This window comes from Eubacterium sp. SB2 (genome assembly GCF_001244405.1).
GTDB classification, from domain to species: Bacteria; Bacillota; Clostridia; order Lachnospirales; family Lachnospiraceae; genus Faecalicatena; species Faecalicatena contortus_B.
Map to the genome: position 1 here is coordinate 1,182,343 of NZ_LN865153.1, position 18,402 is coordinate 1,200,744.

26 protein-coding genes and 1 tRNA gene are annotated in these 18,402 nt (G+C 44.3%); 3 read left to right on the forward strand and 24 right to left on the reverse strand.

Features of this window, described 5'->3' with window-relative positions:
- Positions 1-11: 11 nt before the first annotated feature.
- The 22 genes from rplF to BN1938_RS17725 form a co-directional block, all read right to left on the reverse strand.
- Complete coding sequence (gene rplF, locus BN1938_RS17615) at positions 12-554, reverse strand: 50S ribosomal protein L6 (RefSeq protein ID WP_025654676.1); 543 nt, start codon at positions 552-554, stop codon at positions 12-14.
- A 144-nt stretch (positions 555-698) separates the two neighbouring features.
- The gene (rpsH, locus tag BN1938_RS17620; protein ID WP_025654675.1) at positions 699-1,100 is read right to left on the reverse strand and encodes a 30S ribosomal protein S8; all 402 of its coding nucleotides are present in this window, start codon (positions 1,098-1,100) and stop codon (positions 699-701) included.
- Between the two features lie 33 nt (positions 1,101-1,133).
- Positions 1,134-1,319, reverse strand: coding sequence for a type Z 30S ribosomal protein S14 (locus tag BN1938_RS17625; protein WP_025654674.1), 186 nt, complete (start codon positions 1,317-1,319; stop codon positions 1,134-1,136).
- Positions 1,320-1,332: 13 nt separating this feature from the next.
- Positions 1,333-1,872 (reverse strand): 50S ribosomal protein L5, encoded by a 540-nt coding sequence (gene rplE / locus BN1938_RS17630; RefSeq protein WP_025654673.1) that lies wholly within the window; start codon positions 1,870-1,872, stop codon positions 1,333-1,335.
- A 23-nt stretch (positions 1,873-1,895) separates the two neighbouring features.
- Positions 1,896-2,207, reverse strand: coding sequence for a 50S ribosomal protein L24 (gene rplX / locus BN1938_RS17635; RefSeq protein WP_050641817.1), 312 nt, complete (start codon positions 2,205-2,207; stop codon positions 1,896-1,898).
- Between the two features lie 13 nt (positions 2,208-2,220).
- Positions 2,221-2,589, reverse strand: coding sequence for a 50S ribosomal protein L14 (rplN, locus tag BN1938_RS17640; RefSeq protein ID WP_025654671.1), 369 nt, complete (start codon positions 2,587-2,589; stop codon positions 2,221-2,223).
- A 45-nt stretch (positions 2,590-2,634) separates the two neighbouring features.
- Positions 2,635-2,892: a 30S ribosomal protein S17 gene (gene rpsQ, locus BN1938_RS17645; RefSeq protein WP_025654670.1), complete on the reverse strand. Its 258-nt coding sequence runs from the start codon at positions 2,890-2,892 to the stop codon at positions 2,635-2,637.
- An 11-nt stretch (positions 2,893-2,903) separates the two neighbouring features.
- Positions 2,904-3,110 (reverse strand): 50S ribosomal protein L29, encoded by a 207-nt coding sequence (gene rpmC / locus BN1938_RS17650; RefSeq protein WP_025654669.1) that lies wholly within the window; start codon positions 3,108-3,110, stop codon positions 2,904-2,906.
- A complete protein-coding gene (gene rplP, locus BN1938_RS17655) occupies positions 3,100-3,537 on the reverse strand; it encodes a 50S ribosomal protein L16 (protein ID WP_025654668.1) in 438 nt (145 codons plus the stop codon). Before rplP ends, rpmC begins: the two co-directional genes overlap by 11 nt.
- Positions 3,537-4,193: a 30S ribosomal protein S3 gene (gene rpsC / locus BN1938_RS17660; RefSeq protein WP_050641818.1), complete on the reverse strand. Its 657-nt coding sequence runs from the start codon at positions 4,191-4,193 to the stop codon at positions 3,537-3,539. The genes rplP and rpsC overlap by 1 nt, the downstream gene beginning before the upstream one ends.
- Before the next feature lie 14 nt (positions 4,194-4,207).
- Positions 4,208-4,594 (reverse strand): 50S ribosomal protein L22, encoded by a 387-nt coding sequence (gene rplV / locus BN1938_RS17665; protein WP_025654666.1) that lies wholly within the window; start codon positions 4,592-4,594, stop codon positions 4,208-4,210.
- Positions 4,595-4,625: 31 nt separating this feature from the next.
- Entirely contained in the window at positions 4,626-4,907 is a 282-nt protein-coding gene (gene rpsS / locus BN1938_RS17670) for a 30S ribosomal protein S19 (protein ID WP_025654665.1), read from the reverse strand.
- A 26-nt stretch (positions 4,908-4,933) separates the two neighbouring features.
- On the reverse strand, positions 4,934-5,776 hold the full coding sequence (gene rplB / locus BN1938_RS17675; protein WP_050641819.1) for a 50S ribosomal protein L2: 843 nt from the start codon (positions 5,774-5,776) through the stop codon (positions 4,934-4,936).
- A 95-nt stretch (positions 5,777-5,871) separates the two neighbouring features.
- Positions 5,872-6,171: a 50S ribosomal protein L23 gene (gene rplW / locus BN1938_RS17680; RefSeq protein WP_025654663.1), complete on the reverse strand. Its 300-nt coding sequence runs from the start codon at positions 6,169-6,171 to the stop codon at positions 5,872-5,874.
- Complete coding sequence (gene rplD, locus BN1938_RS17685) at positions 6,171-6,791, reverse strand: 50S ribosomal protein L4 (protein ID WP_050641820.1); 621 nt, start codon at positions 6,789-6,791, stop codon at positions 6,171-6,173. The genes rplW and rplD overlap by 1 nt, the downstream gene beginning before the upstream one ends.
- A 31-nt stretch (positions 6,792-6,822) precedes the next feature.
- Entirely contained in the window at positions 6,823-7,503 is a 681-nt protein-coding gene (gene rplC / locus BN1938_RS17690; protein WP_025654661.1) for a 50S ribosomal protein L3, read from the reverse strand.
- A 66-nt stretch (positions 7,504-7,569) separates the two neighbouring features.
- Positions 7,570-7,887 carry a 30S ribosomal protein S10 gene (rpsJ, locus tag BN1938_RS17695; RefSeq protein ID WP_004607300.1) on the reverse strand — a complete coding sequence of 106 codons (318 nt, stop codon included), beginning with the start codon at positions 7,885-7,887 and terminating at the stop codon, positions 7,570-7,572.
- A gap of 1,000 nt (positions 7,888-8,887) precedes the next feature.
- Positions 8,888-9,613 carry a D-proline reductase (dithiol) protein PrdB gene (gene prdB / locus BN1938_RS23155; RefSeq protein ID WP_082203053.1) on the reverse strand — a complete coding sequence of 242 codons (726 nt, stop codon included), beginning with the start codon at positions 9,611-9,613 and terminating at the stop codon, positions 8,888-8,890.
- On the reverse strand, positions 9,610-9,909 hold the full coding sequence (locus BN1938_RS17710; RefSeq protein ID WP_050641822.1) for a CBO2463/CBO2479 domain-containing protein: 300 nt from the start codon (positions 9,907-9,909) through the stop codon (positions 9,610-9,612). Before BN1938_RS17710 ends, prdB begins: the two co-directional genes overlap by 4 nt.
- 1 nt (position 9,910) lies before the next feature.
- Positions 9,911-11,764: a D-proline reductase (dithiol) proprotein PrdA gene (gene prdA / locus BN1938_RS17715; RefSeq protein ID WP_050641823.1), complete on the reverse strand. Its 1,854-nt coding sequence runs from the start codon at positions 11,762-11,764 to the stop codon at positions 9,911-9,913.
- Between the two features lie 20 nt (positions 11,765-11,784).
- Positions 11,785-13,131, reverse strand: coding sequence for a proline reductase-associated electron transfer protein PrdC (gene prdC / locus BN1938_RS17720; protein ID WP_050641824.1), 1,347 nt, complete (start codon positions 13,129-13,131; stop codon positions 11,785-11,787).
- 93 nt (positions 13,132-13,224) lie between these two features.
- Positions 13,225-13,322: transfer RNA gene (locus BN1938_RS17725), tRNA-Sec, on the reverse strand.
- 327 nt (positions 13,323-13,649) lie between these two features.
- On the opposite strand from BN1938_RS17725, the gene BN1938_RS17730 reads away from it, so the two are divergent.
- The 3 genes from BN1938_RS17730 to BN1938_RS23725 all read left to right on the forward strand — a co-directional run bounded on the left by BN1938_RS17730 (position 13,650) and on the right by BN1938_RS23725 (position 16,336).
- Positions 13,650-14,687, forward strand: coding sequence for a proline racemase family protein (locus tag BN1938_RS17730; RefSeq protein WP_050641825.1), 1,038 nt, complete (start codon positions 13,650-13,652; stop codon positions 14,685-14,687).
- Positions 14,688-14,915: 228 nt separating this feature from the next.
- Complete coding sequence (locus tag BN1938_RS17735) at positions 14,916-15,503, forward strand: TetR/AcrR family transcriptional regulator (protein WP_050641826.1); 588 nt, start codon at positions 14,916-14,918, stop codon at positions 15,501-15,503.
- A 77-nt stretch (positions 15,504-15,580) separates the two neighbouring features.
- Entirely contained in the window at positions 15,581-16,336 is a 756-nt protein-coding gene (locus BN1938_RS23725) for a UbiA prenyltransferase family protein (protein WP_187376323.1), read from the forward strand.
- 508 nt (positions 16,337-16,844) lie between these two features.
- Here the strand turns inward: BN1938_RS23725 and BN1938_RS17745 are convergent.
- Together BN1938_RS17745 and BN1938_RS17750 are read right to left on the reverse strand one after the other, a co-directional pair.
- Positions 16,845-17,081 (reverse strand): putative Se/S carrier protein, encoded by a 237-nt coding sequence (locus BN1938_RS17745; RefSeq protein WP_050641827.1) that lies wholly within the window; start codon positions 17,079-17,081, stop codon positions 16,845-16,847.
- Positions 17,082-17,105: 24 nt separating this feature from the next.
- Positions 17,106-18,245, reverse strand: a complete 1,140-nt coding sequence (locus tag BN1938_RS17750) for an aminotransferase class V-fold PLP-dependent enzyme (protein ID WP_050641828.1) — start codon at positions 18,243-18,245, stop codon at positions 17,106-17,108.
- Positions 18,246-18,402 lie beyond the last annotated feature (157 nt).

Below are 18,402 nucleotides of genomic sequence, written 5' to 3' on the forward strand. Positions count from 1 at the left end.
ACTCTCCTTAATTATTTCTTACCAGTCTTACCAACTTTACGTCTGATCACTTCATCAGCATACTTGATACCTTTGCCCTTGTATGGTTCAGGTCTTCTCTTGTCTCTGATTTCAGCTGCGTATTGGCCTACTTTTTCTTTATCGATACCTTTTACAGTAATTTTGTTCTGGCCTTCCAGAACGGATTCGATACCTTCCGGGTCGATCATCTCAACTGGATGAGAGTATCCTAAGCTTAATGTCAGTTTATTTCCGGATTTAGCTGCTCTGTAACCAACACCGTTGACTTCCAGAACTTTCTGATATCCTTCTGTTACACCTACAACCATATTGTTGACCAGTGTTCTTGTAAGACCATGTAAAGATTTCATCTTCTTTAAATCACTTGGTCTTGTGACGATAATTTCTTCGCCTTCTTTTTTAATTTCCATTTCAACCGGAAGCTCTTTTTTCAGAGTTCCCTTCGGACCTGTTACGGTCACTACGTTATTCTCCGCAATATCAACAGTTACACCTGCCGGGATTGCGATTGGCAGTCTTCCTATACGTGACATACCGTACCTCCTATAACTTAAATTCTCGGAGAAGCTGCTGTGTGGCTTCTCTGTTTTCAGTTGCTCTTAAATTCTCTGTTCTTAAATACCAGAGAACGGCCATTTCACTCTATTCTTATCATACGAATATAAAGTGTCCGGCACCTACCAAACGAAGCACAGTACCTCTCCGCCTACATTGAGCTTTCTTGCATCTTTGTCTGTGATTACGCCTTTATTTGTAGAAATAATGGCTGTTCCAAGTCCGCCCAGCACCTTCGGGATGTCTGCGCTGTTCGCGTAAACACGAAGACCCGGTTTAGAGATTCTCTTCAGACCTGAAATAACTTTTTCGTTCTTGTCTGCACCATACTTTAATGTGATGTGGATCGTGTTGAAGTTTCCATCGGCTACGATGTCATACTTTGCAATATAACCTTCGTTCAACAGAATCTCAGCAATCGCGGTTTTCATCTTAGATGCAGGAACATCAACTGTATCATGTTTAGCAGTATTAGCATTACGGATTCTTGTAAGCATATCTGCGATTGGATCACTCATAGTCATTGATTATTGACCTCCTTATTTCTTTTTGGTTAGTTACCAGCTTGCTTTTCTAACGCCTGGGATTTGTCCCTTATATGCCAGTTCACGGAAGCAAATACGGCAGATTCCATATTTTCTCAAATATGCATGCGGACGTCCGCAGATTCTGCAGCGGCTGTACTCTCTTGTAGAGTATTTTGGTTTGCGCTGCTGTTTGATTTTCATTGATGTCTTAGCCATGAATTTCCCTCCTTTACTTAGTGAATGGCATATTGAACTGAGTCAATAATTCACGAGCTTCTTCGTCAGATTTTGCTGTTGTAACAAATATTACATCCATACCTCTGACTTTATCTACTTTATCGTATTCGATTTCCGGGAAAATCAGCTGCTCCTTGATACCAAGGGCGTAGTTGCCTCTTCCGTCGAATGCATTCGGGTTAACCCCTCTGAAGTCACGTACACGAGGTAATGCAAGGTTGATCAGACGGTCAACAAACTCATACATTCTTTCCCCTCTTAAAGTAACTTTGCATCCGATTGCCATGCCTTCTCTGATCTTGAAGTTTGCGACAGAATTCTTAGCTTTTGTAAGAACTGCCTTCTGTCCTGAAATCTTCTCAAGATCAGCGACTGCTGACTCCAATACTTTTGCATTTTCTTTTGCTTCGCCGACACCCATGTTGATAACTACTTTATCAAGTTTCGGCACTTCCATGATATTTTTATATCCAAATTTTTTGATCATTGCATCAACGATCTCATTCTGATATGTTTCTCTCAGTCTACTCAAAGTTCTGGACCTCCTTCCCTGAATTAGTCAATTACGTCTCCCGTTGATTTCGCAACACGTACCTTTTTGTCCCCATCCATCTTAAAGCCGATTCTCGTAACTGTTCCTTTGTGTACATACATCACATTGGAAATATCAATCGGTCCTTCCTGATGAATGATACCGCCATTCTGATTCACAGCGCTTGGTTTTGTGTGCTTTGTCAGCATGTTGACACCTTCGACCAGAACTTTTCCATCTTTTTTATTAACAGCAATTACTTTGCCTTCTTTGTCTTTATCTTTTCCAGCGATTACTTTGACAGTGTCGCCTTTTTTGATCTTCATAGTTGACATTCTCGGCACCTCCCTACAGTACTTCCGGAGCTAAAGAAACAATCTTCATAAACTTCTTGTCTCTGAGCTCTCTGGCTACTGGTCCAAAAATACGTGTTCCACGTGGGTTCAAATCGTCTTTTATAATAACAGCAGCATTTTCATCGAATCTGATATAGGAACCGTCTTTACGACGAGCGCCTTTTACAGTACGGACAACTACAGCTTTTACAACGTCACCTTTTTTTACAACGCCGCCTGGTGTTGCATCTTTAACAGTCGCAACGATCACGTCTCCGATATTGGCATATCTTCTTGTAGAACCGCCAAGTACACGGATACACAGTAACTCTTTAGCGCCTGTGTTGTCTGCTACTTTAAGTCTGCTTTCTTGTTGTATCATGCAGGTAAACCTCCTTTAAATATGCTTGCAAAATATGCGATATAATTATTTCGCCTTTTCCATGACTTCCACAAGTCTCCATCTCTTATCTTTAGACAGCGGTCTTGTTTCCATAACCTTAACTGTATCTCCAACGTTGCACTCATTCTTCTCATCATGAGCTTTCAATTTATAAGTTTTTTTGATGATTTTCTTATAAAGTGGATGCTTAACGTGGTCTTCAACTGCAACAACGATTGTTTTGTCCATTTTGTCACTAACAACCTTGCCTGTACGGGTTTTTCTAAGATTTCTTTCTTCCACAGTGCGACCTCCTACTCAGCTTTAGAAGCTTCAGTTATCACCGTCTGGATTCTGGCGATATTTTTTCTGACTTCTTTAATTCTGCTTGTATTATCTAATTGATTCGTTGCATTCTGGAACCTCAGATTAAAAAGTTCCTTCTTAGCAGCTACTAATTCTTCATTTAATTCTTCTACAGATTTCCCTTTTAATTCTTGTACAAATGTATTAATTTTCACTGTTATCACCGCCTTCTAAGTCTGCGCGAGAAACGATTTTGCATTTGCAAGGTAACTTATGCATTGCAAGACGAAGTGCCTCTCTGGCTGTTTCCTCAGGTACTCCTGCAATTTCAAACATAACACGGCCTGGTTTCACTACTGCTACCCAGTACTCCAGTGCTCCCTTTCCTTTACCCATACGAGTTTCTGCTGGTTTTGCTGTTACCGGTTTGTCCGGGAAGATCTTGATCCAGACTTTACCGCCACGCTTGATATAACGTGTCATAGCAACACGGGCTGCCTCTATCTGATTGGAACGGATCCAGCAAGGCTCCGCTGCAACGATACCGTATTCACCATAAGAAATCGTATTGCCTCTTAAGGCTTTTCCTTTCATGGTGCCACGGAACTGTTTACGACGTTTCACTCTTTTTGGCATTAACATTATTTATCGCTCCCTTCCTTATCTGCTTTCGTCGGAAGAACTTCGCCTTTGTAAATCCAAACTTTTACACCGACTTTTCCGTAAGTTGTGTCAGCTTCTGCGAATCCATAATCAATGTCAGCTCTCAGTGTCTGAAGCGGAATGGTTCCCTCGCTGTAGAACTCTGTACGAGCCATATCAGCGCCGCCGAGACGTCCTGAAACAGATGTCTTAACACCGAGTGCTCCGGACTTCATTGTTCTTGACATGCAGGATTTCATAGCACGTCTGAATGAGATACGGTTTTCAAGCTGCTGAGCAATATTCTCAGCTACTAACTGAGCATCTTTGTCTGGTCTCTTAATTTCTTTGATGTCAACGATCAGCTTCTTGTTTGTATAATTTTTTAATTCAGCTTTCACTTTTTCAATCTCAGAACCGCCTTTTCCGATTACTACGCCAGGCTTAGCTGTATAGATAATGATTTTAACACGGTCAGATGCTCTTTCGATCTCGATTCTTGAAACACCTGCGCTGAATAATTTCTTTTTAAGGAATTTTCTGATTTCATGGTCTTCCACCAGGTTATCAGCGAAATCTTTTTCTGCATACCATTTAGAATCCCAGTCTTTGATAACGCCGACTCTTAAACCATGAGGATTAACTTTCTGTCCCATTATTGCCCTCCTTATTATCTTTCATTAAGCACGATTGTAATGTGGCTCATTCTCTTCTCGATCCTATAAGCTCTTCCCTGTGCTCTTGGTCTTACTCTCTTCATTGTTGGTCCCTTGTTTGCGTAACACTCTTCTATATAAAGGTTCTCAACATTCATACCGTTGTTGTTCTCAGCATTTGCAATTGCTGATTTTAATAATTTTTCTATTACACTTGAAGCATATCTTGGGTTGTAAGCTAAAATACCAAGTGCTGTCTGTACATCCTTACCTCTGATGGCATCCAATACAAAGCAAGCTTTCTGAACTGACACTCTGGCGTAAGAAATCTTAGCTGATGGTCTTGTATCTTTCTGCTCGTTTCTTTCTCGTTTGATTTGGGATCTATGTCCTTTTGCCATGGATGAACCCTCCTTTCGAATATCTTATGATTTATCTTACTCTTGACTTTTTCTCGTCCTTGCCGTGTCCTCTGTATGTTCTGGTTGCTACAAACTCTCCGAGCTTGTGGCCTACCATGTCTTCTGTAACATATACAGGCACATGTTTTCTTCCGTCATGGACAGCAAATGTGTGCCCAACGAATGACGGGAAGATTGTAGAACGACGTGACCATGTCTTAACAACTGATTTATCACCTGCAGCGTTCATAGCGTCTACTTTTTTCAGTAAGCTTTCGTCTGCAAATGGTCCTTTTTTAAGTGAGCGAGCCATAGGTTCTAACCTCCTTGTAATCTGAATTATTTAATCGCTTTTCCATCTCTTCTTCTTACAATCAACTTGTTAGAAGCTTTGTTTTTCTTACGTGTCTTAAGACCGAGTGCCGGTTTGCCCCAAGGTGTACATGGACCTGGACGTCCGATACCTGTCTTACCTTCACCACCACCATGCGGATGGTCGTTCGGGTTCATAACGGAACCACGTACTGTAGGTCTGATACCCATGTGACGTGTACGGCCTGCTTTACCTACGTTGATCAGGTTGTGCTCTCCGTTTCCTACGACACCAACAGATGCTCTGCAAATGATTGGAACCATTCTCATCTCGCCAGACGGAAGTCTTAATGTTGCATATTTTCCTTCTTTCGCCATCAGCTGTGCGCTGTTTCCTGCTGAACGAACGAGCTGTCCGCCTTTTCCAGGATATAATTCGATATTGTGGATCTGAGTACCAACCGGAATCTCAGAAAGAGGCAGGCAGTTTCCTACTCTTACTTCTGCTTCTGGTCCGTTCATGACTTTCATGCCATCCTTTAATCCTTCCGGAGCGAGGATGTATGCTTTTTCACCGTCTGCATAGCAGATCAGTGCGATGTTTGCTGATCTGTTCGGATCATACTCGATTCCAACAACCGTTGCCGGAACCCCATCTTTCTTTCTCTTGAAATCGATAATTCTATATTTTTTCTTAGCTCCGCCGCCGCGGTGACGAACTGTAATTTTGCCCTGGTTGTTGCGGCCGGCTTTTCTGCTCTTGGAATCCAGCAGAGATTTCTCAGGAGTTGTCTTTGTTATCTCAGAGAAATCAGAGCCAGTCATCTGTCTTCTGGAAGGTGTATATGGGTTATATGTTTTGATTCCCATTACTTTCTCTCCTTTCGTTTTGCCTGATTATTAGTTTCACGGAATTGCACCGTATATTGTACGCTTAAATGGGTTCTCTCAAACCCGGCCCGGTCTTACAGGCCCTCAAAAATCTCGATATCAGCGCTGTCTTCTGTAAGCTGAACGATAGCTTTCTTTGTCTTAGCTGTCTTTCCGTATGTCATTCCACGTCTTTTCGTCTTACCGTCAAGGTTCATGGTATTTACGCTTTTTACTTTTGTTCCATTGAACATTTTTTCAACAGCTTCTTTGACCTGAGTCTTGTTGGCCTCTGTGTGGACAAGGAATGTGTATTTCTTTTCAGCCATCAGCTCCATTGTTTTTTCAGTAACAACTGGTTTAAGGATTACATCATAATATTGAATGTTAGCCATTATGCATACACCTCCTCAATCGTTGCAACAGCAGCTTTCGTAGTGATTACTGTGTTGTATTTTAAGATATCAAATACATTGATTGTATTTGTATGAGCCGTCTTCACGTCTTTGATGTTTCTTGCGGAAATCTCCACGTTCTTGTTGCCGTCTTCCAGAACAAGCAGTGCTTTGTTCACTTTCAGGTTATTTAAAACTTCCTGGAATTTCTTTGTTTTGATCTCGTCGAAATTCAGCTCGTCGATTACGATAAATTTGTTTTCCTCTACTCTGGAAGTAAGAGCGGATTTGAGAGCAGCTCTCTTTTCCTTCTTGTTCATCTTAAATGAGTAGTCTCTCGGTACCGGAGCGAATACAACCCCGCCGCCTGCCCACTGTGGTGCTCTTGTAGAGCCCTGTCTTGCGTGGCCTGTTCCTTTTTGTCTCCATGGTTTTCTTCCGCCTCCGGAAACTTCTGCGCGTGTCTTTGCTTTCTGCGTTCCCTGGCGTTTGTTTGCAAGCTGGCTTACAACTGCCATGTGTACAAGATGTTCATTTACATCAACACCAAATACGGCATCGTTCAAATCGATTGTACCAACTTCTTTACCTTCGATATTATAAACAGATACGTTTGCCATCTGTGTGTTCCTCCTTTCTTCGTCAGTCAGACTAGTTAGCCTTTACAGTTTCTTTGATTGTCACGAGGCATTTTTTTGGTCCCGGAACTGAGCCTTTTACTAAAAGCAGATTGTTTTCAGCGTCAACTCTGACAACTTCAAGATTCTGAACTGTAATTTTCTTGTTACCCATCTGACCTGGCATCTTCTTGCCCTTGAATACCTTGCTGGGATCAGATGCCGCACCATTGGAACCAGCGTGACGGTGGAACTTAGAACCGTGGGTCATTGGTCCTCTGCTCTGATTGTGACGCTTGATTGCACCCTGGAAACCTTTACCTTTTGAAACTGCAGTAGCATCAATCTTGTCTCCTGCTGCAAAGATGTCGGCTTTGATTTCCTGAGCCAGTGTATATTCTTCAGCATTGTCAAATCTGAATTCTTTTACATATCTTTTCCCGGATACGCCGGCTTTGTCAAAGTGTCCTTTTTCAGCCTTTGTAACACCGTTTCTGTGCGCAATTTCTTTCTTGCCGCTCTTGTCTTTTGTGACAATCTTTTCTTTCTTGTCGGCAAAACCAACCTGAATTGCACTGTAACCGTCGTTCTCTGCTGTCTTAACCTGTGTTACTACACATGGGCCAGCCTGAAGTACAGTTACCGGAGTTAATACTCCATCTTCGTTGAAGATTTGAGTCATTCCGACTTTTGTAGCTAAAATAGCTTTCTTCATTATAATTACCTCCTGTGATTTACAGCGGAGCGCTTATGCGCTCATCCTAAACTTTAGGAATACTGCTTACTTATTTTTCATTTTGATATCAATGTAAACACCGGCCGGCATCTCCAGTCTGGATAATGCGTCCACAGTCTTCTGTGTCGGTGTGATGATATCGATGAGTCTCTTATGAGTTCTCTGCTCGAACTGCTCTCTGGAGTCTTTGTACTTGTGTACAGCTCTTAAGATTGTTACGACTTCCTTCTTAGTAGGAAGTGGTACTGGTCCACTCACTTGTGATCCGTTCTTTTTTACAGTTTCGATGATTTTCTTTGCAGATGCATCAACCAGCTGGTGATCATATGCCTTCAATGTGATTCTCATTACTTGACTTGCCATAAAAAAAGTCGCCTCCTTTTCGTACTATTCCATCAGTACGACAAGCGGTGACTGTACACTCTCCCGTGTGTGTCGTGAGAAACTCACACGTTGTTTCATACCTCTTATCCTTTGATAATCAGTAATCAGTTGTGATTCGTACAGTGACTTGTCGCCAGTTTCCTAACTTGACATTCGCTCCACGGAAAACCTGCCATCATGCTTTCGCACCCGGCAGCAACCTCACGCTTCACAGCTATCATGCCACAGCTCTCTTAGTATAGCGGATTCATCCATATATTTCAAGAGGTTTTTCGGAATTATTGTATTTTTTTTAATACATCCCAAGCTAATTTCACATTCCATGTCTTTTCCTTGAAATTGAAACATATTTATATAGAAGAAACAGCTTTATCTTTGGTTTAATATATATTGTTTTTTTATCAGGCTTAATGAGTATAACGTACTTTTTATAAAAACTGCAATATTTATTTGTTAATTATTTTCAGAGTGCAATCATTTTTTACAAAACTATTCTTTTTAATCCCCCTCTCTTGACATCACCGCGGTAAAGTGGTATAGTGTAAGCAACTTATAGGATTGTAACCAAAGGCGGTTTCCCTCATACTAGGAAAGCGCCTTTTTATAAAAGTATAAGCCTTATCCTTTACCCGCATAACCAAAACCATACATATGGTTGCTATTGCAGTTATGCCAGCGCCGGTTGTTTCCCCCAAGAACAATCTTGCACTGGTAAACTCCAATTAATATATACATCCTCATTGTAGGACATTCCCCAGATTTGTATATAATACAAACTGCATGGCAACGAGGAAAAACCTCTCAATGACATACCAAAAGCGAAAAGCACGACCAAGGTCGTGCTTTTCGCTTTTCAACAAGGAGAGCAAGGAGGTCAGACCCCTCTGCAGAGGGGTCTGACCCCCTTGCTCTCCATTTTTCGTATTGTTTAACAAAAAAGGGACAATTCCACCGGATCGTCCCTTTTTGTATCTTAATATTACACTTTTGCCACATATTCGAACGGCAGCGGAACTATCGTGCCTGGTGTTTCTATTTTGACAAGCTGTTCAAGCGCTGCTTTTACTATATCCGTCTGCATTTCTACATCATTCGGCGCACCTGCGTTGGCACCCATGGGTACTAACGGAGCTACGGCGCGTGGTGTACCGGTCTGACGGACAACCGGGGGAAGGGCTGCAATAATAATCGTAGGTATTCCAGCCTCTTCAATCGCTCTCTGCACCAATACTGCAGAGCGGTGGCAGGTACCTCAGCCAGCGGTGAGGATGACTGCATCCACATCCTCTTCTTTGAACATCTGTGCGATTGCAGGTCCTGTTTCGTTTTTAAACTTATCCTGATCTCCACCGCCTCCCATGAATCCGGCATGCACCGGGGCGCATTTTCTGATAAATCCTTCTGCTGCCAGTTCATGGATTCTGTCGATGGGGAACATACAGTTAATGTCTTTGTTTACATCCCCATTATCGTACCCTCCATGGGATACCATCAATTCACTTGACGGAGTATCGTTCGTGATCCTTCTCCAGCTTGAGTCGCCGGCCAGATTAAATCTTTCCTGACTCTTACAGTGTACACCCGCTGCGGTAGCAAGGGCAATAGACATATCCCTCAGCGTTTTTGTCACAGGTGTCCACACTGCCGGAGGAGTAATCGGAACGTATATTTCTGACTGTAAACCTTTTGTGGTTGTCAAACTCATTCTTCTACCTCCTTGTTTTCTGCGTCTGCTTTACGCATCTCTTCCTGATGTCTTTTATATGTGGTCAGATTACTCACGTACTTCTCGTTTATCCCGGCCCCGAGCTGCTCCACAAAACTCATGTTCCATGCAACCTCCTGCCCTACTGCCAGGGGATAGTCGGTAATCAGCATGCGCATCGGAATCTTCAGATAGCCGAGTCTGCCCTTTAAGTCTATCCCGACGCAGCCGTCATGGATCTCAACGATTACCCCTTCCATACGTATCATCTTGTCGCCATATATTAATTCTTTCATCTTAGTCGTATTTCTCTTTTCTCTTTTGGCTCATCGGCAGTGACTGTTCATTCTTCACCAGCTCTATCGGCCGGCCCGTCACATTTGATATGAGTTCTACATTTGTCTTTTTTACACTTGGATTCCATTTTCTCTCTGCTTTATTCACCCCTTCACCCGCCATTGCATTCTTCAGCATGGCAAGGGCTCTGAGTGCATCCTCATGGCAGAGAGTATTGCAGGCAAGCACTTCGTTTTCAATGCCCGACTCCGATTTATTGTTGTCAACCATATTGGTCATGTATTTATTACCAACGACCAGAGCCCCCTGTACTGCGCAGAAAGACATACCAACAACGGGAATCCCGCGCATTCCGATCTGTTCGTGATGGCTCGCAAAATCAATATGGTTATTGCCAAAGCCTTCGGTTGTGATAAACGCTCCGTCCACATCCATCATCTCCGCCATCATACCGACACGTTTCGAAACATAAAATTTCTCGGAATTGATCTGCGGGCTTCCCACAAAGATTACTCCACACAGGTCGATTTCCGGATCGTGGAGCGCTTCGAGTACCAGCGGCTCCCTCCAGTAGTGCCTGGACATCTCTTTGGATGCCGGCCCGATGCAGGTCAGCGCGTGGATACAACCGTCCAGCACCTCCAGCGGTGATACACAGACCGGCACATTGCCAAGGTCGACATTCGGCTTGGCTCCGAGCACACCCACCGGTTCAACCGGAAGGATCAGGTTATCGTGCATAGCCCCCTGTCCCATGATCTCCTTTACAATGACAACTTTCTTCCTGCCCGGCCTTCTCACCTGGTCAAATGTCTCTGTATCAACCACCAGTGAATCGTCATCCAGTTCTTTTAATGCATCCCTGATCTCCTGCGTAATGACGTCTGTGGCTGTGTGCGCAGCAAGAGGTCCCGGCCTTTCCATATTCATGCCTTCTTTGATTGTCACCTGGGTCTTGATAAAGATCTCACCCTTGTCAGGCGCTCCGGGCCGGTTCCACATAATATTTTCATCCAGATACCCTTCTGAAGAGCCGAATTCCCCAATCTGCACTCCATTGGCATCTGTACCTGTAACCATCATGATAACGCCGTCCAGAACTCTCGTTGTGCCGCTTCCGACTTCATCGCCGTCTTCCTTGCAGGCAATCGGCTGTACATCCATAATCGTCTCGGAATACGTGTGATATTCTGCCGGTACAATAATGTCGATCCGCAGATCAAATACCAGGTCCTGGGAATCTACACATTCTTTTTCAATTCCTTCCCTGATATACAAGATGGTGCCTTTGATCTCCGTCTTCGGGCCGCGCTTTACTTCTGTAATCTTATAATGCTTTCTTGTCAGTGTTCTGACAACTTTTTCCTCCTGCCCCGGTGCCTCCGGAATAGATTCCGCTGACAGGCCGGTTCCCTGAACAGCTGCCGGAGCAGCTGCCTGTGAAACTCCCGCCGTATTCATCAGCGCCGCAGGTAGTTCTATATCTATATCTCTGCCTTCCCCTATATGAATCCGGAACATCGGTCCTTCTGCCGTCGGTAAAATCGGTAAAACCGCTGCCGGTTCCGCTTCAGCGGCCGGTTCCGGTTCGCTGGCCGCTGCTGCTTTGGCTCCTTCTACGACATCTGCCGTCAAAGGGCACAGAGAATCACAAGTCTTTGAAAGCCTGGCCCCCAATACCTGTTCAATCGTCAATGCGCCTTCCAGTTCCAATAACCCTGAATCTACCAGATCATCAAAGATAGCCGGATCTTCCAGATTGGATGCCTGTATGATAGTCCCCGCCTCCGCTCTGCAGCAGAGTACCGCAGGGTCATTCGCATGTTCTTTCGCTGTTTCAGCTGTTATTGACATACTTTTCTTTCCTCCTTTATCTATTTTCCATCAGGGATGGACTGCCTGTCTTTTGGCAGCTGGTCTACCTGCTTAGAAACGGTTAATCTTCTATACAGCGGATGGTTGATCGTCCTCATAACATGATCTGTCTGATGGAATACTTTCAGTTTCATCTTCGGGGCGGAACCCATAACGGTATTGGAACAATCCGAGCAATTGCCAATAATTATATATTCCGAACCGTCCTTTTTGAACTGCAGACATTTTTGGGCCTGTCCCGGACAGTTGCCGGGATTCTCGCACTTCAGCGTCCCGTTCTTCATCTCCACAGCCTGCTTGCATCGAGCTACTGACACAACATTCCCATGCATCTTTTCACAGACATCCCTCATACGGTCCTCATCGCCTCCGCAGGCGCAGACGAGAAGTCCCACAGGCGCACCATGAAGGTCCGGCAGATCAATTGTCACAATGATACCTCCCGTGGTTTTTGTTACCGGAGCATCCTTTTCCACAGGTTTTCCCGTGAAAGGGCCGCCCATGATGATTTCCCCGTACACGCCGTCAATTCCGCCTGCCCTCTCAATCATGTCACCCACACTGGTTCCGACCGGAACATCCATATAAACATGAGGCTCATTTCCGCCATTGATTTTTCCAATAACAGTCATGTTTTTGCTGAAGCAGGGTTTCTTCAGATCTATAGCTTCAGCGACCCGCAGGACGGTTTCTACATTAATCACAATAGAGTCCGCCGCCGAGGGAAGCTGGGTTGGATCCAGAAGCTTTCCCAGTATCTCCCTGACCACGGCCCGCTCTTCTCCCATCGGATAAATATCCGGAAGAAGATGAATGGAAATATTCTCCTCATTCCGGACCGCCTCTCTTAATATATCCACAGCCTTTTTATTCTTGGCCTTGATAGCAAAAATGGCCTGAGCTGCATTGGCTATCTCCATGCAGTACCTGACTCCCTTCAGGGTCATCTCTATATTATCTTCAATTTGGCGGATATTATGATAGAGTCCGGGTTCGCACTCTACCGCATTAACCAGAATGTATCCGCCATTCAGATCCGTGCCCAGCTTCACTCCTGTCGGGAATCCCGCGCCGCCCATTCCAACAACGCCGGCTTCTTTTATCATATCCAGGTGGTCACCTTCCTGAATCGGTACGAACGCATCTTTCTGTTCGTCATCCGGAACGATAATAATCCGGTCTTCAAGAATGTCCTGTACACTTCCGTAAACGCTGGAAAAAATATTTGCTCCCAGCCCGGTCGGAGCGGCGATCAGCGTCCCCTTTTCCACTCTGTCACCTATTTTGACAACCGGCTCACACGGAGCTCCAACATGCTGTCTTAGCAAAAATTGTAAATTTCCCATGGCCCGTTTTTTCTCCTTTATATCACTTCTTTATGAATCCTTGCTTCTTTATAAATAGTCTACAGAAATTAATGATCCTGCAGATCTTGTTTTTGGCGGAGGCATGTGGGAATCGAACCCACCCAGGACGCTTCAAACGCCCAACACTGGTTTTGAAGACCAGGAGGCACACCAGTTACCCTTCTACCCCCTCACTTATATGATTATTCTATATCATTGCCATATTTACCGCTGGTTATGATATCTGATGTTAAATGAAATAAACCAGGCCGCTTGCTGTATGATTTATTCACCCTAATCGTGTTTATATATTAACAAATAATCGTTGACTTTTCAAGGCTTTTCATACATAATAATTTGTATAAACTGAACTGCATACTAGAACGTGGTCTATTATTGGTTTTTTATCATTTTTTACCTGTTTAATCCACAGATTAATCTCCATAATAACCCGTAAGGTATTATTTAAGAAACGCTTATAGGTGGATTCTATAAATCAACAGCTAGGAGGAAGGGTTATGAATTACAATCCAAAAATTAACCTGAATGCATTTGAAGCATCATTTAAGGCAATTGACACACATACCGTCGGAGAATTTACCCGTATCATCATGTCCGGCTTTCCCGAATTAAAAGGCGACTCCATGATGGAGCGCAAACAATATCTTGCAAATAACTTTGATAAATACCGCCAGGCGCTGATGTTTGAACCCCGGGGGCACCATGACATGTTTGGGGCCCTGGTAACGGAACCGGTGAACCCGGAAGCTGATTTCGGCGTTATATTTATGGATACCGGAGAATATCTGAATATGTGCGGCCATGGTACAATCGGAACAACAACGGCGCTTATTGAATCCGGCCTCGTGCCCGCCGTAGAACCTTTCACAGAAGTAGTATTGGACGCGCCGGCCGGTCTTATTCGTGTAAAAGCAGAAGTTAAAAATGGAAAGGTACTGAATGTCACACTAACAAACGTCCCCGCTTTTCTTTATAAAGAAAATCTTACGACCGTAGTAGACGGCAAAGAAATTAAATACGACATTGCATTCGGCGGAAGTTTTTTTGCTCTTATCAATATCGAACAGCTTGGCTGGACGGTAGATAAGGAATCTATTCCAAAGCTGACAGATTTTGGCATGAAGGTAATAAAGCAGGTAAACGCGGAGGTGGAAATCAAACACCCATTTCTTGACATCACCTCTGTTGATCTGGCGGAGCTCTACTGCCATACCGACACAGAAGGCTGTAATTACCGCAATGTAGTTATTTTCGGTGATTATATGTCTGACCGTTCCCCGTGTGGTACCGGGACAAGCGCAAAGCTTGCAACGCTTTATTCACGCGGTGAAATTAAGATCGGAGAACCGTTTGTATACGAAAGTTTTATCGGATCCCAATTCAAAGGTGTGATCAAAGAAGAGGCAACTGTCGGTGAATTCAAGGCAGTGGTTCCCCAGATTACCGGAAGCGCTTATGTTACCGGCGAAGCAACCTACGTAATCGATCCCGATGATCCGCTGAAATACGGATTTAAAGTTGCAAGAGGCGAATAATATGATACACAAAAAATGGGTGTGGTTTACTTCCCGAGTAACAGTTCAGGCAAGGTTAAACTGTTACTCGGGAAGTAAACCACACCCATTTTTCTATATTTTTTCCATAGTCGTTATTTATAACTTATGCTATACTAATAAACGAAACAGAACGTATAAATGCTAAGGCGTGTTTGCTTCTTAATATCTAAGAGATTGTTAAGCACCCCTCGGGAAAGAGAGCTTGTTATGCCAAGGAAAAAACAGACAACCAAAAGCCGTATCGTAAAAGCTGCCTGGAACTTATTTTATAAAAACGGATATGACGACACAACCGTAGAGGACATTATCAAACTTTCCAAGACATCAAAAGGAACATTTTATCACTATTTTAAGGGGAAGGATGCCCTTCTCTCCACCCTTTCGGATCTTTTTGACCAGAAATACGAAGAGATCTACAGTACCATGGATCAAACGCTGTCCTCCAGGGAGAAACTGCTGCTGCTGAATCACGAATTATTTTATATGATTGAGACAAGCATTGACCGCAATCTGCTTGCATCCCTGTATTCATCGCAGCTTGTCACAAAAGACAACCGTTCTCTTCTGGATGACGACCGTTACTATTTTCAGCTGATCACGGAGATCATCACTGCCGGGCTTGATTCCGGAGAATTTTGCAGTGCTGCCTCCGCAGCGGAGCTTGTAAAGATTTATACAATGTATGAGCGCGGACTTCTCTATGACTGGTCACTCTGCGAAGGTAAGTACCCGCTGTCCGCATACAGTGACAGACTGCTCCCTCATGTACTGGATAACTTTGAAAAGGGGCTTTAAGCCTTTCTGCCGCCTTTTATTGTATTTTTCGACAAAAACTGATATGATTAAGAAAAATACATATGGAGGTATAATCTGTGTCCGAAGAATTAATTCCTACAAAAGATGAAACTGTCAATAAAACACCCGGGACTCCCACGGCTGTCCCTCCGGTTGATACAGATGTTTCGAATATTGTGCCATTTGCATCAGAAATGCCAGGCTCCACTGAAATCAACAGGGAAGGCGCCGTAAAAGAGGCAGCAGCAGAGACCACCTCCGCGGCTTCCGCTTCGTCTGCATCTGCGTTATCCGATGGATCCGGCAGCCCGGCACCGGTATCTCAGGCGCAGGAATCTGCAGCTAAAGAACCGGAATTATCACAAAAAGTATCTGAATTAAAGAACAAAGCCGCTGACTTCACAGATAAGGCTTCTGAGTTTACCGGTAAAGCCTCTGAATTCACCAGCAAGACATTTAAAAAAGTATCCGCCCAAAAGGAGACAGATACCGATTACGAAATGCCCGATGAGGAGCCGGCCGATAAAAAGCGCTTCCATTTCAAAAAGGAAGATAAAGAGTTCTTCCGTGATAAGTGGATTCTCTCCCGAATCAGCGACGATAATCTTATGGACTATCTTACTTTGGAGCAAAAGCGCAATGAATTGCAGCAGCAAGCCCGGGACATCAAAGAAAAACGGATTATGAAAGCATTTGAGCTGACGATATCCCTGGCGGCAATTGTTGCTGTGATATATCTGCTTAGAGATAATCCAACCATACTCGTCAACATACTTTACATAACTGGAATACTCGTGGCATTTTGGTTTTGGAAGAATCCTCGTGATAAGTAGAGCGGGGAGAGCGGACGCCTGGACGTTAGGGGAGCGGCGGGAGGGACGATGGTGTTTTCTGATACCGGCCGTTTAGCCTAGTTTCCGTAGGGATAAAATAAAAAAATCTGATGGAACCAGCGACATGCAGCGACAAATCTGATGATTTGTCGCTTAAGTCGCTTCAAACTTTGCTTTGGATAGCAAAGTTTGTCCATCAGATTTTTTTATTTTATCCCAACGGAAACACGGCACACTATGAGGTATCAGAAAACACCATCGTCCCTCCCGCCGCTCCCCTAACGTCCAGGCTGCTCGCATCCGGGCTGTACTTAAAAACTTACACGGGCAGGGGATATGACGGAGCAGGCGGATCGTATTGCTTGGGTTTGATGTTTTTGATGCTGTTTTTTATTTTTTTAGCTCAGGTCTAGTACATTGAAAAATAAGTAACTTACTGTTCGATGTGCTAGTATTCGTATTATAATTCCAGTACTCCTCTCAGACATCTTTTTTATGCAAAGTGGATTTATACCATACACTCCTGGATTGCTTCTTCCTGGATTCCGGCCAGTTCTATTGCTTTTTGGACTGCGGCTTTTTGGGATGGGGCCGTGCACCAGGAGAGGCCGCAGCCTGCGGATAGGATGCGGGGGACGGGGATTAATCTGCCTGGTATGTTCTTTTGACGGCATAATTTTTCCATTGCCATGGCGTCCGCAGTTGTATGAAATGTGATGACTAGTTTTAACTCTTTTTTTCTCATTTTACTCACCTACCGTAATGCAGACTATGACGGCTGCGCTAACTCTCTTACTGCACGGACAGCTTCTTTAATTTCTTCTTCTGTGTTGTAATGTGAGAAACTGAACCTTACGGCCCCCTGGCCTTCCGTTCCCAGCGCTCTGTGCATCAGCGGTGCACAGTGTGCCCCCGGCCTGGTAGCAATCTGATATGTTACAAATAGTTCATCGCTTACATCAGAAGAATCATAGTCTCCAATGTTGAAGGATACGATTGGACATCTCTCATCCGTGGCAAAATCACCGTAAACCGTCACGCCTGGAATATGGAAGATTCCCTCGTAGAACTGCCGCATATGGGCTAATTCTTTTTTCCGGATCCAGTCAATCCCATTCTCCTCCAGATATTCCAGCGCCGCATTTAAGCCCGCGATTCCATGTCCATTCAGGGTTCCTGCTTCCAACGCCGTCGGCATTTGCTTTGGGTGGTGTGTATTATACGTATCCACACCGCTTCCGCCGCTTAAAAGCGGACGTACTTCTACGCCCTCTCTGACATACAGGCCGCCGGTTCCCTGTGGGCCCAACAGGCTTTTATGGCCGGTAAAACACAAAATGTCAATGTGCATTTGCTGTACATCGATCGGATACACTCCGGCTGTCTGGGATGCATCCACGATGAGCAGGATCCCACATTTGGCAGCAATCCGCCCCACTCTTCCAATATCCACCATATTACCGGTCAGATTGGAGCCATGTGTGCACACAATTGCCTTGGTATTTTTTTTGACTGCATTTTCCATCTCTTTATAGGAAATGTTGCCCTTTTCATCGCATCCCAGGATCGTAAGTTCCGTTCCTTTTTCCCGGCATTCGTATAGCGGGCGGAGGACCGAATTATGCTCAAGTACGGTTGTTATCACATGATCACCGGAACCCACGATCCCCTTGACCGCAATATTCAGGCTCTCCGTTGAATTAGCCGTAAACGCAATTCTTGTTGGACTTTCCGCATGGAACAAACGGCAGAGCTTTTCCCTCGTGTCAAATATCATTCTGGACGCACTCAAAGACGCCTCCGTTGCGCCTCTTCCCGCATTTCCAATCGCGCTCATTGCGCTGACAACAGCCTCTGCCACTTTTTCCGGCTTCTGTATTGTTGTCGCCGCATTGTCCATGTAAATCATAACTTCCCCCTCCATTTCCCTAGAGCGTGTCTGAAAATTCATTGCCGCAATATCCCGCAAACTGGGACAACATCTTGCAACAAGCAATTTTCAGACACGCTCTAGAGTGCTTTACCTATCCAGTATAACCCGCAAGGCTTTAAGCGTCTAATTGAAA

Bases quoted from the DNA above. Each gene is read 5' to 3' on its own strand.
- rpsJ (WP_004607300.1), bottom strand. From the start codon at position 7,887: ATGGCAAGTCAAGTAATGAGAATCACATTGAAGGCATATGATCACCAG.
- prdC (WP_050641824.1), bottom strand. From the start codon at position 13,131: ATGGGAAATTTACAATTTTTGCTAAGACAGCATGTTGGAGCTCCGTGT.
- rplF (WP_025654676.1), bottom strand. From the start codon at position 554: ATGTCACGTATAGGAAGACTGCCAATCGCAATCCCGGCAGGTGTAACT.
- rplP (WP_025654668.1), bottom strand. From the start codon at position 3,537: ATGTTAATGCCAAAAAGAGTGAAACGTCGTAAACAGTTCCGTGGCACC.
- rpsS (WP_025654665.1), bottom strand. From the start codon at position 4,907: ATGGCTCGCTCACTTAAAAAAGGACCATTTGCAGACGAAAGCTTACTG.
- BN1938_RS17625 (WP_025654674.1), bottom strand. From the start codon at position 1,319: ATGGCTAAGACATCAATGAAAATCAAACAGCAGCGCAAACCAAAATAC.
- rplN (WP_025654671.1), bottom strand. From the start codon at position 2,589: ATGATACAACAAGAAAGCAGACTTAAAGTAGCAGACAACACAGGCGCT.
- prdA (WP_050641823.1), bottom strand. From the start codon at position 11,764: ATGTCAATAACAGCTGAAACAGCGAAAGAACATGCGAATGACCCTGCG.
- BN1938_RS17735 (WP_050641826.1), top strand. From the start codon at position 14,916: ATGCCAAGGAAAAAACAGACAACCAAAAGCCGTATCGTAAAAGCTGCC.
- BN1938_RS17710 (WP_050641822.1), bottom strand. From the start codon at position 9,909: ATGAAAGAATTAATATATGGCGACAAGATGATACGTATGGAAGGGGTA.
- BN1938_RS17745 (WP_050641827.1), bottom strand. From the start codon at position 17,081: ATGAGAAAAAAAGAGTTAAAACTAGTCATCACATTTCATACAACTGCG.
- rplV (WP_025654666.1), bottom strand. From the start codon at position 4,594: ATGGCAAAAGGACATAGATCCCAAATCAAACGAGAAAGAAACGAGCAG.
- BN1938_RS17730 (WP_050641825.1), top strand. From the start codon at position 13,650: ATGAATTACAATCCAAAAATTAACCTGAATGCATTTGAAGCATCATTT.
- rplX (WP_050641817.1), bottom strand. From the start codon at position 2,207: ATGTCAACTATGAAGATCAAAAAAGGCGACACTGTCAAAGTAATCGCT.
- rplC (WP_025654661.1), bottom strand. From the start codon at position 7,503: ATGAAGAAAGCTATTTTAGCTACAAAAGTCGGAATGACTCAAATCTTC.
- rpsC (WP_050641818.1), bottom strand. From the start codon at position 4,193: ATGGGACAGAAAGTTAATCCTCATGGTTTAAGAGTCGGCGTTATCAAA.
- rpsH (WP_025654675.1), bottom strand. From the start codon at position 1,100: ATGACTATGAGTGATCCAATCGCAGATATGCTTACAAGAATCCGTAAT.
- rplW (WP_025654663.1), bottom strand. From the start codon at position 6,171: ATGGCTAACATTCAATATTATGATGTAATCCTTAAACCAGTTGTTACT.
- rplD (WP_050641820.1), bottom strand. From the start codon at position 6,791: ATGGCAAACGTATCTGTTTATAATATCGAAGGTAAAGAAGTTGGTACA.
- rplB (WP_050641819.1), bottom strand. From the start codon at position 5,776: ATGGGAATCAAAACATATAACCCATATACACCTTCCAGAAGACAGATG.
- BN1938_RS17750 (WP_050641828.1), bottom strand. From the start codon at position 18,245: ATGATTTACATGGACAATGCGGCGACAACAATACAGAAGCCGGAAAAA.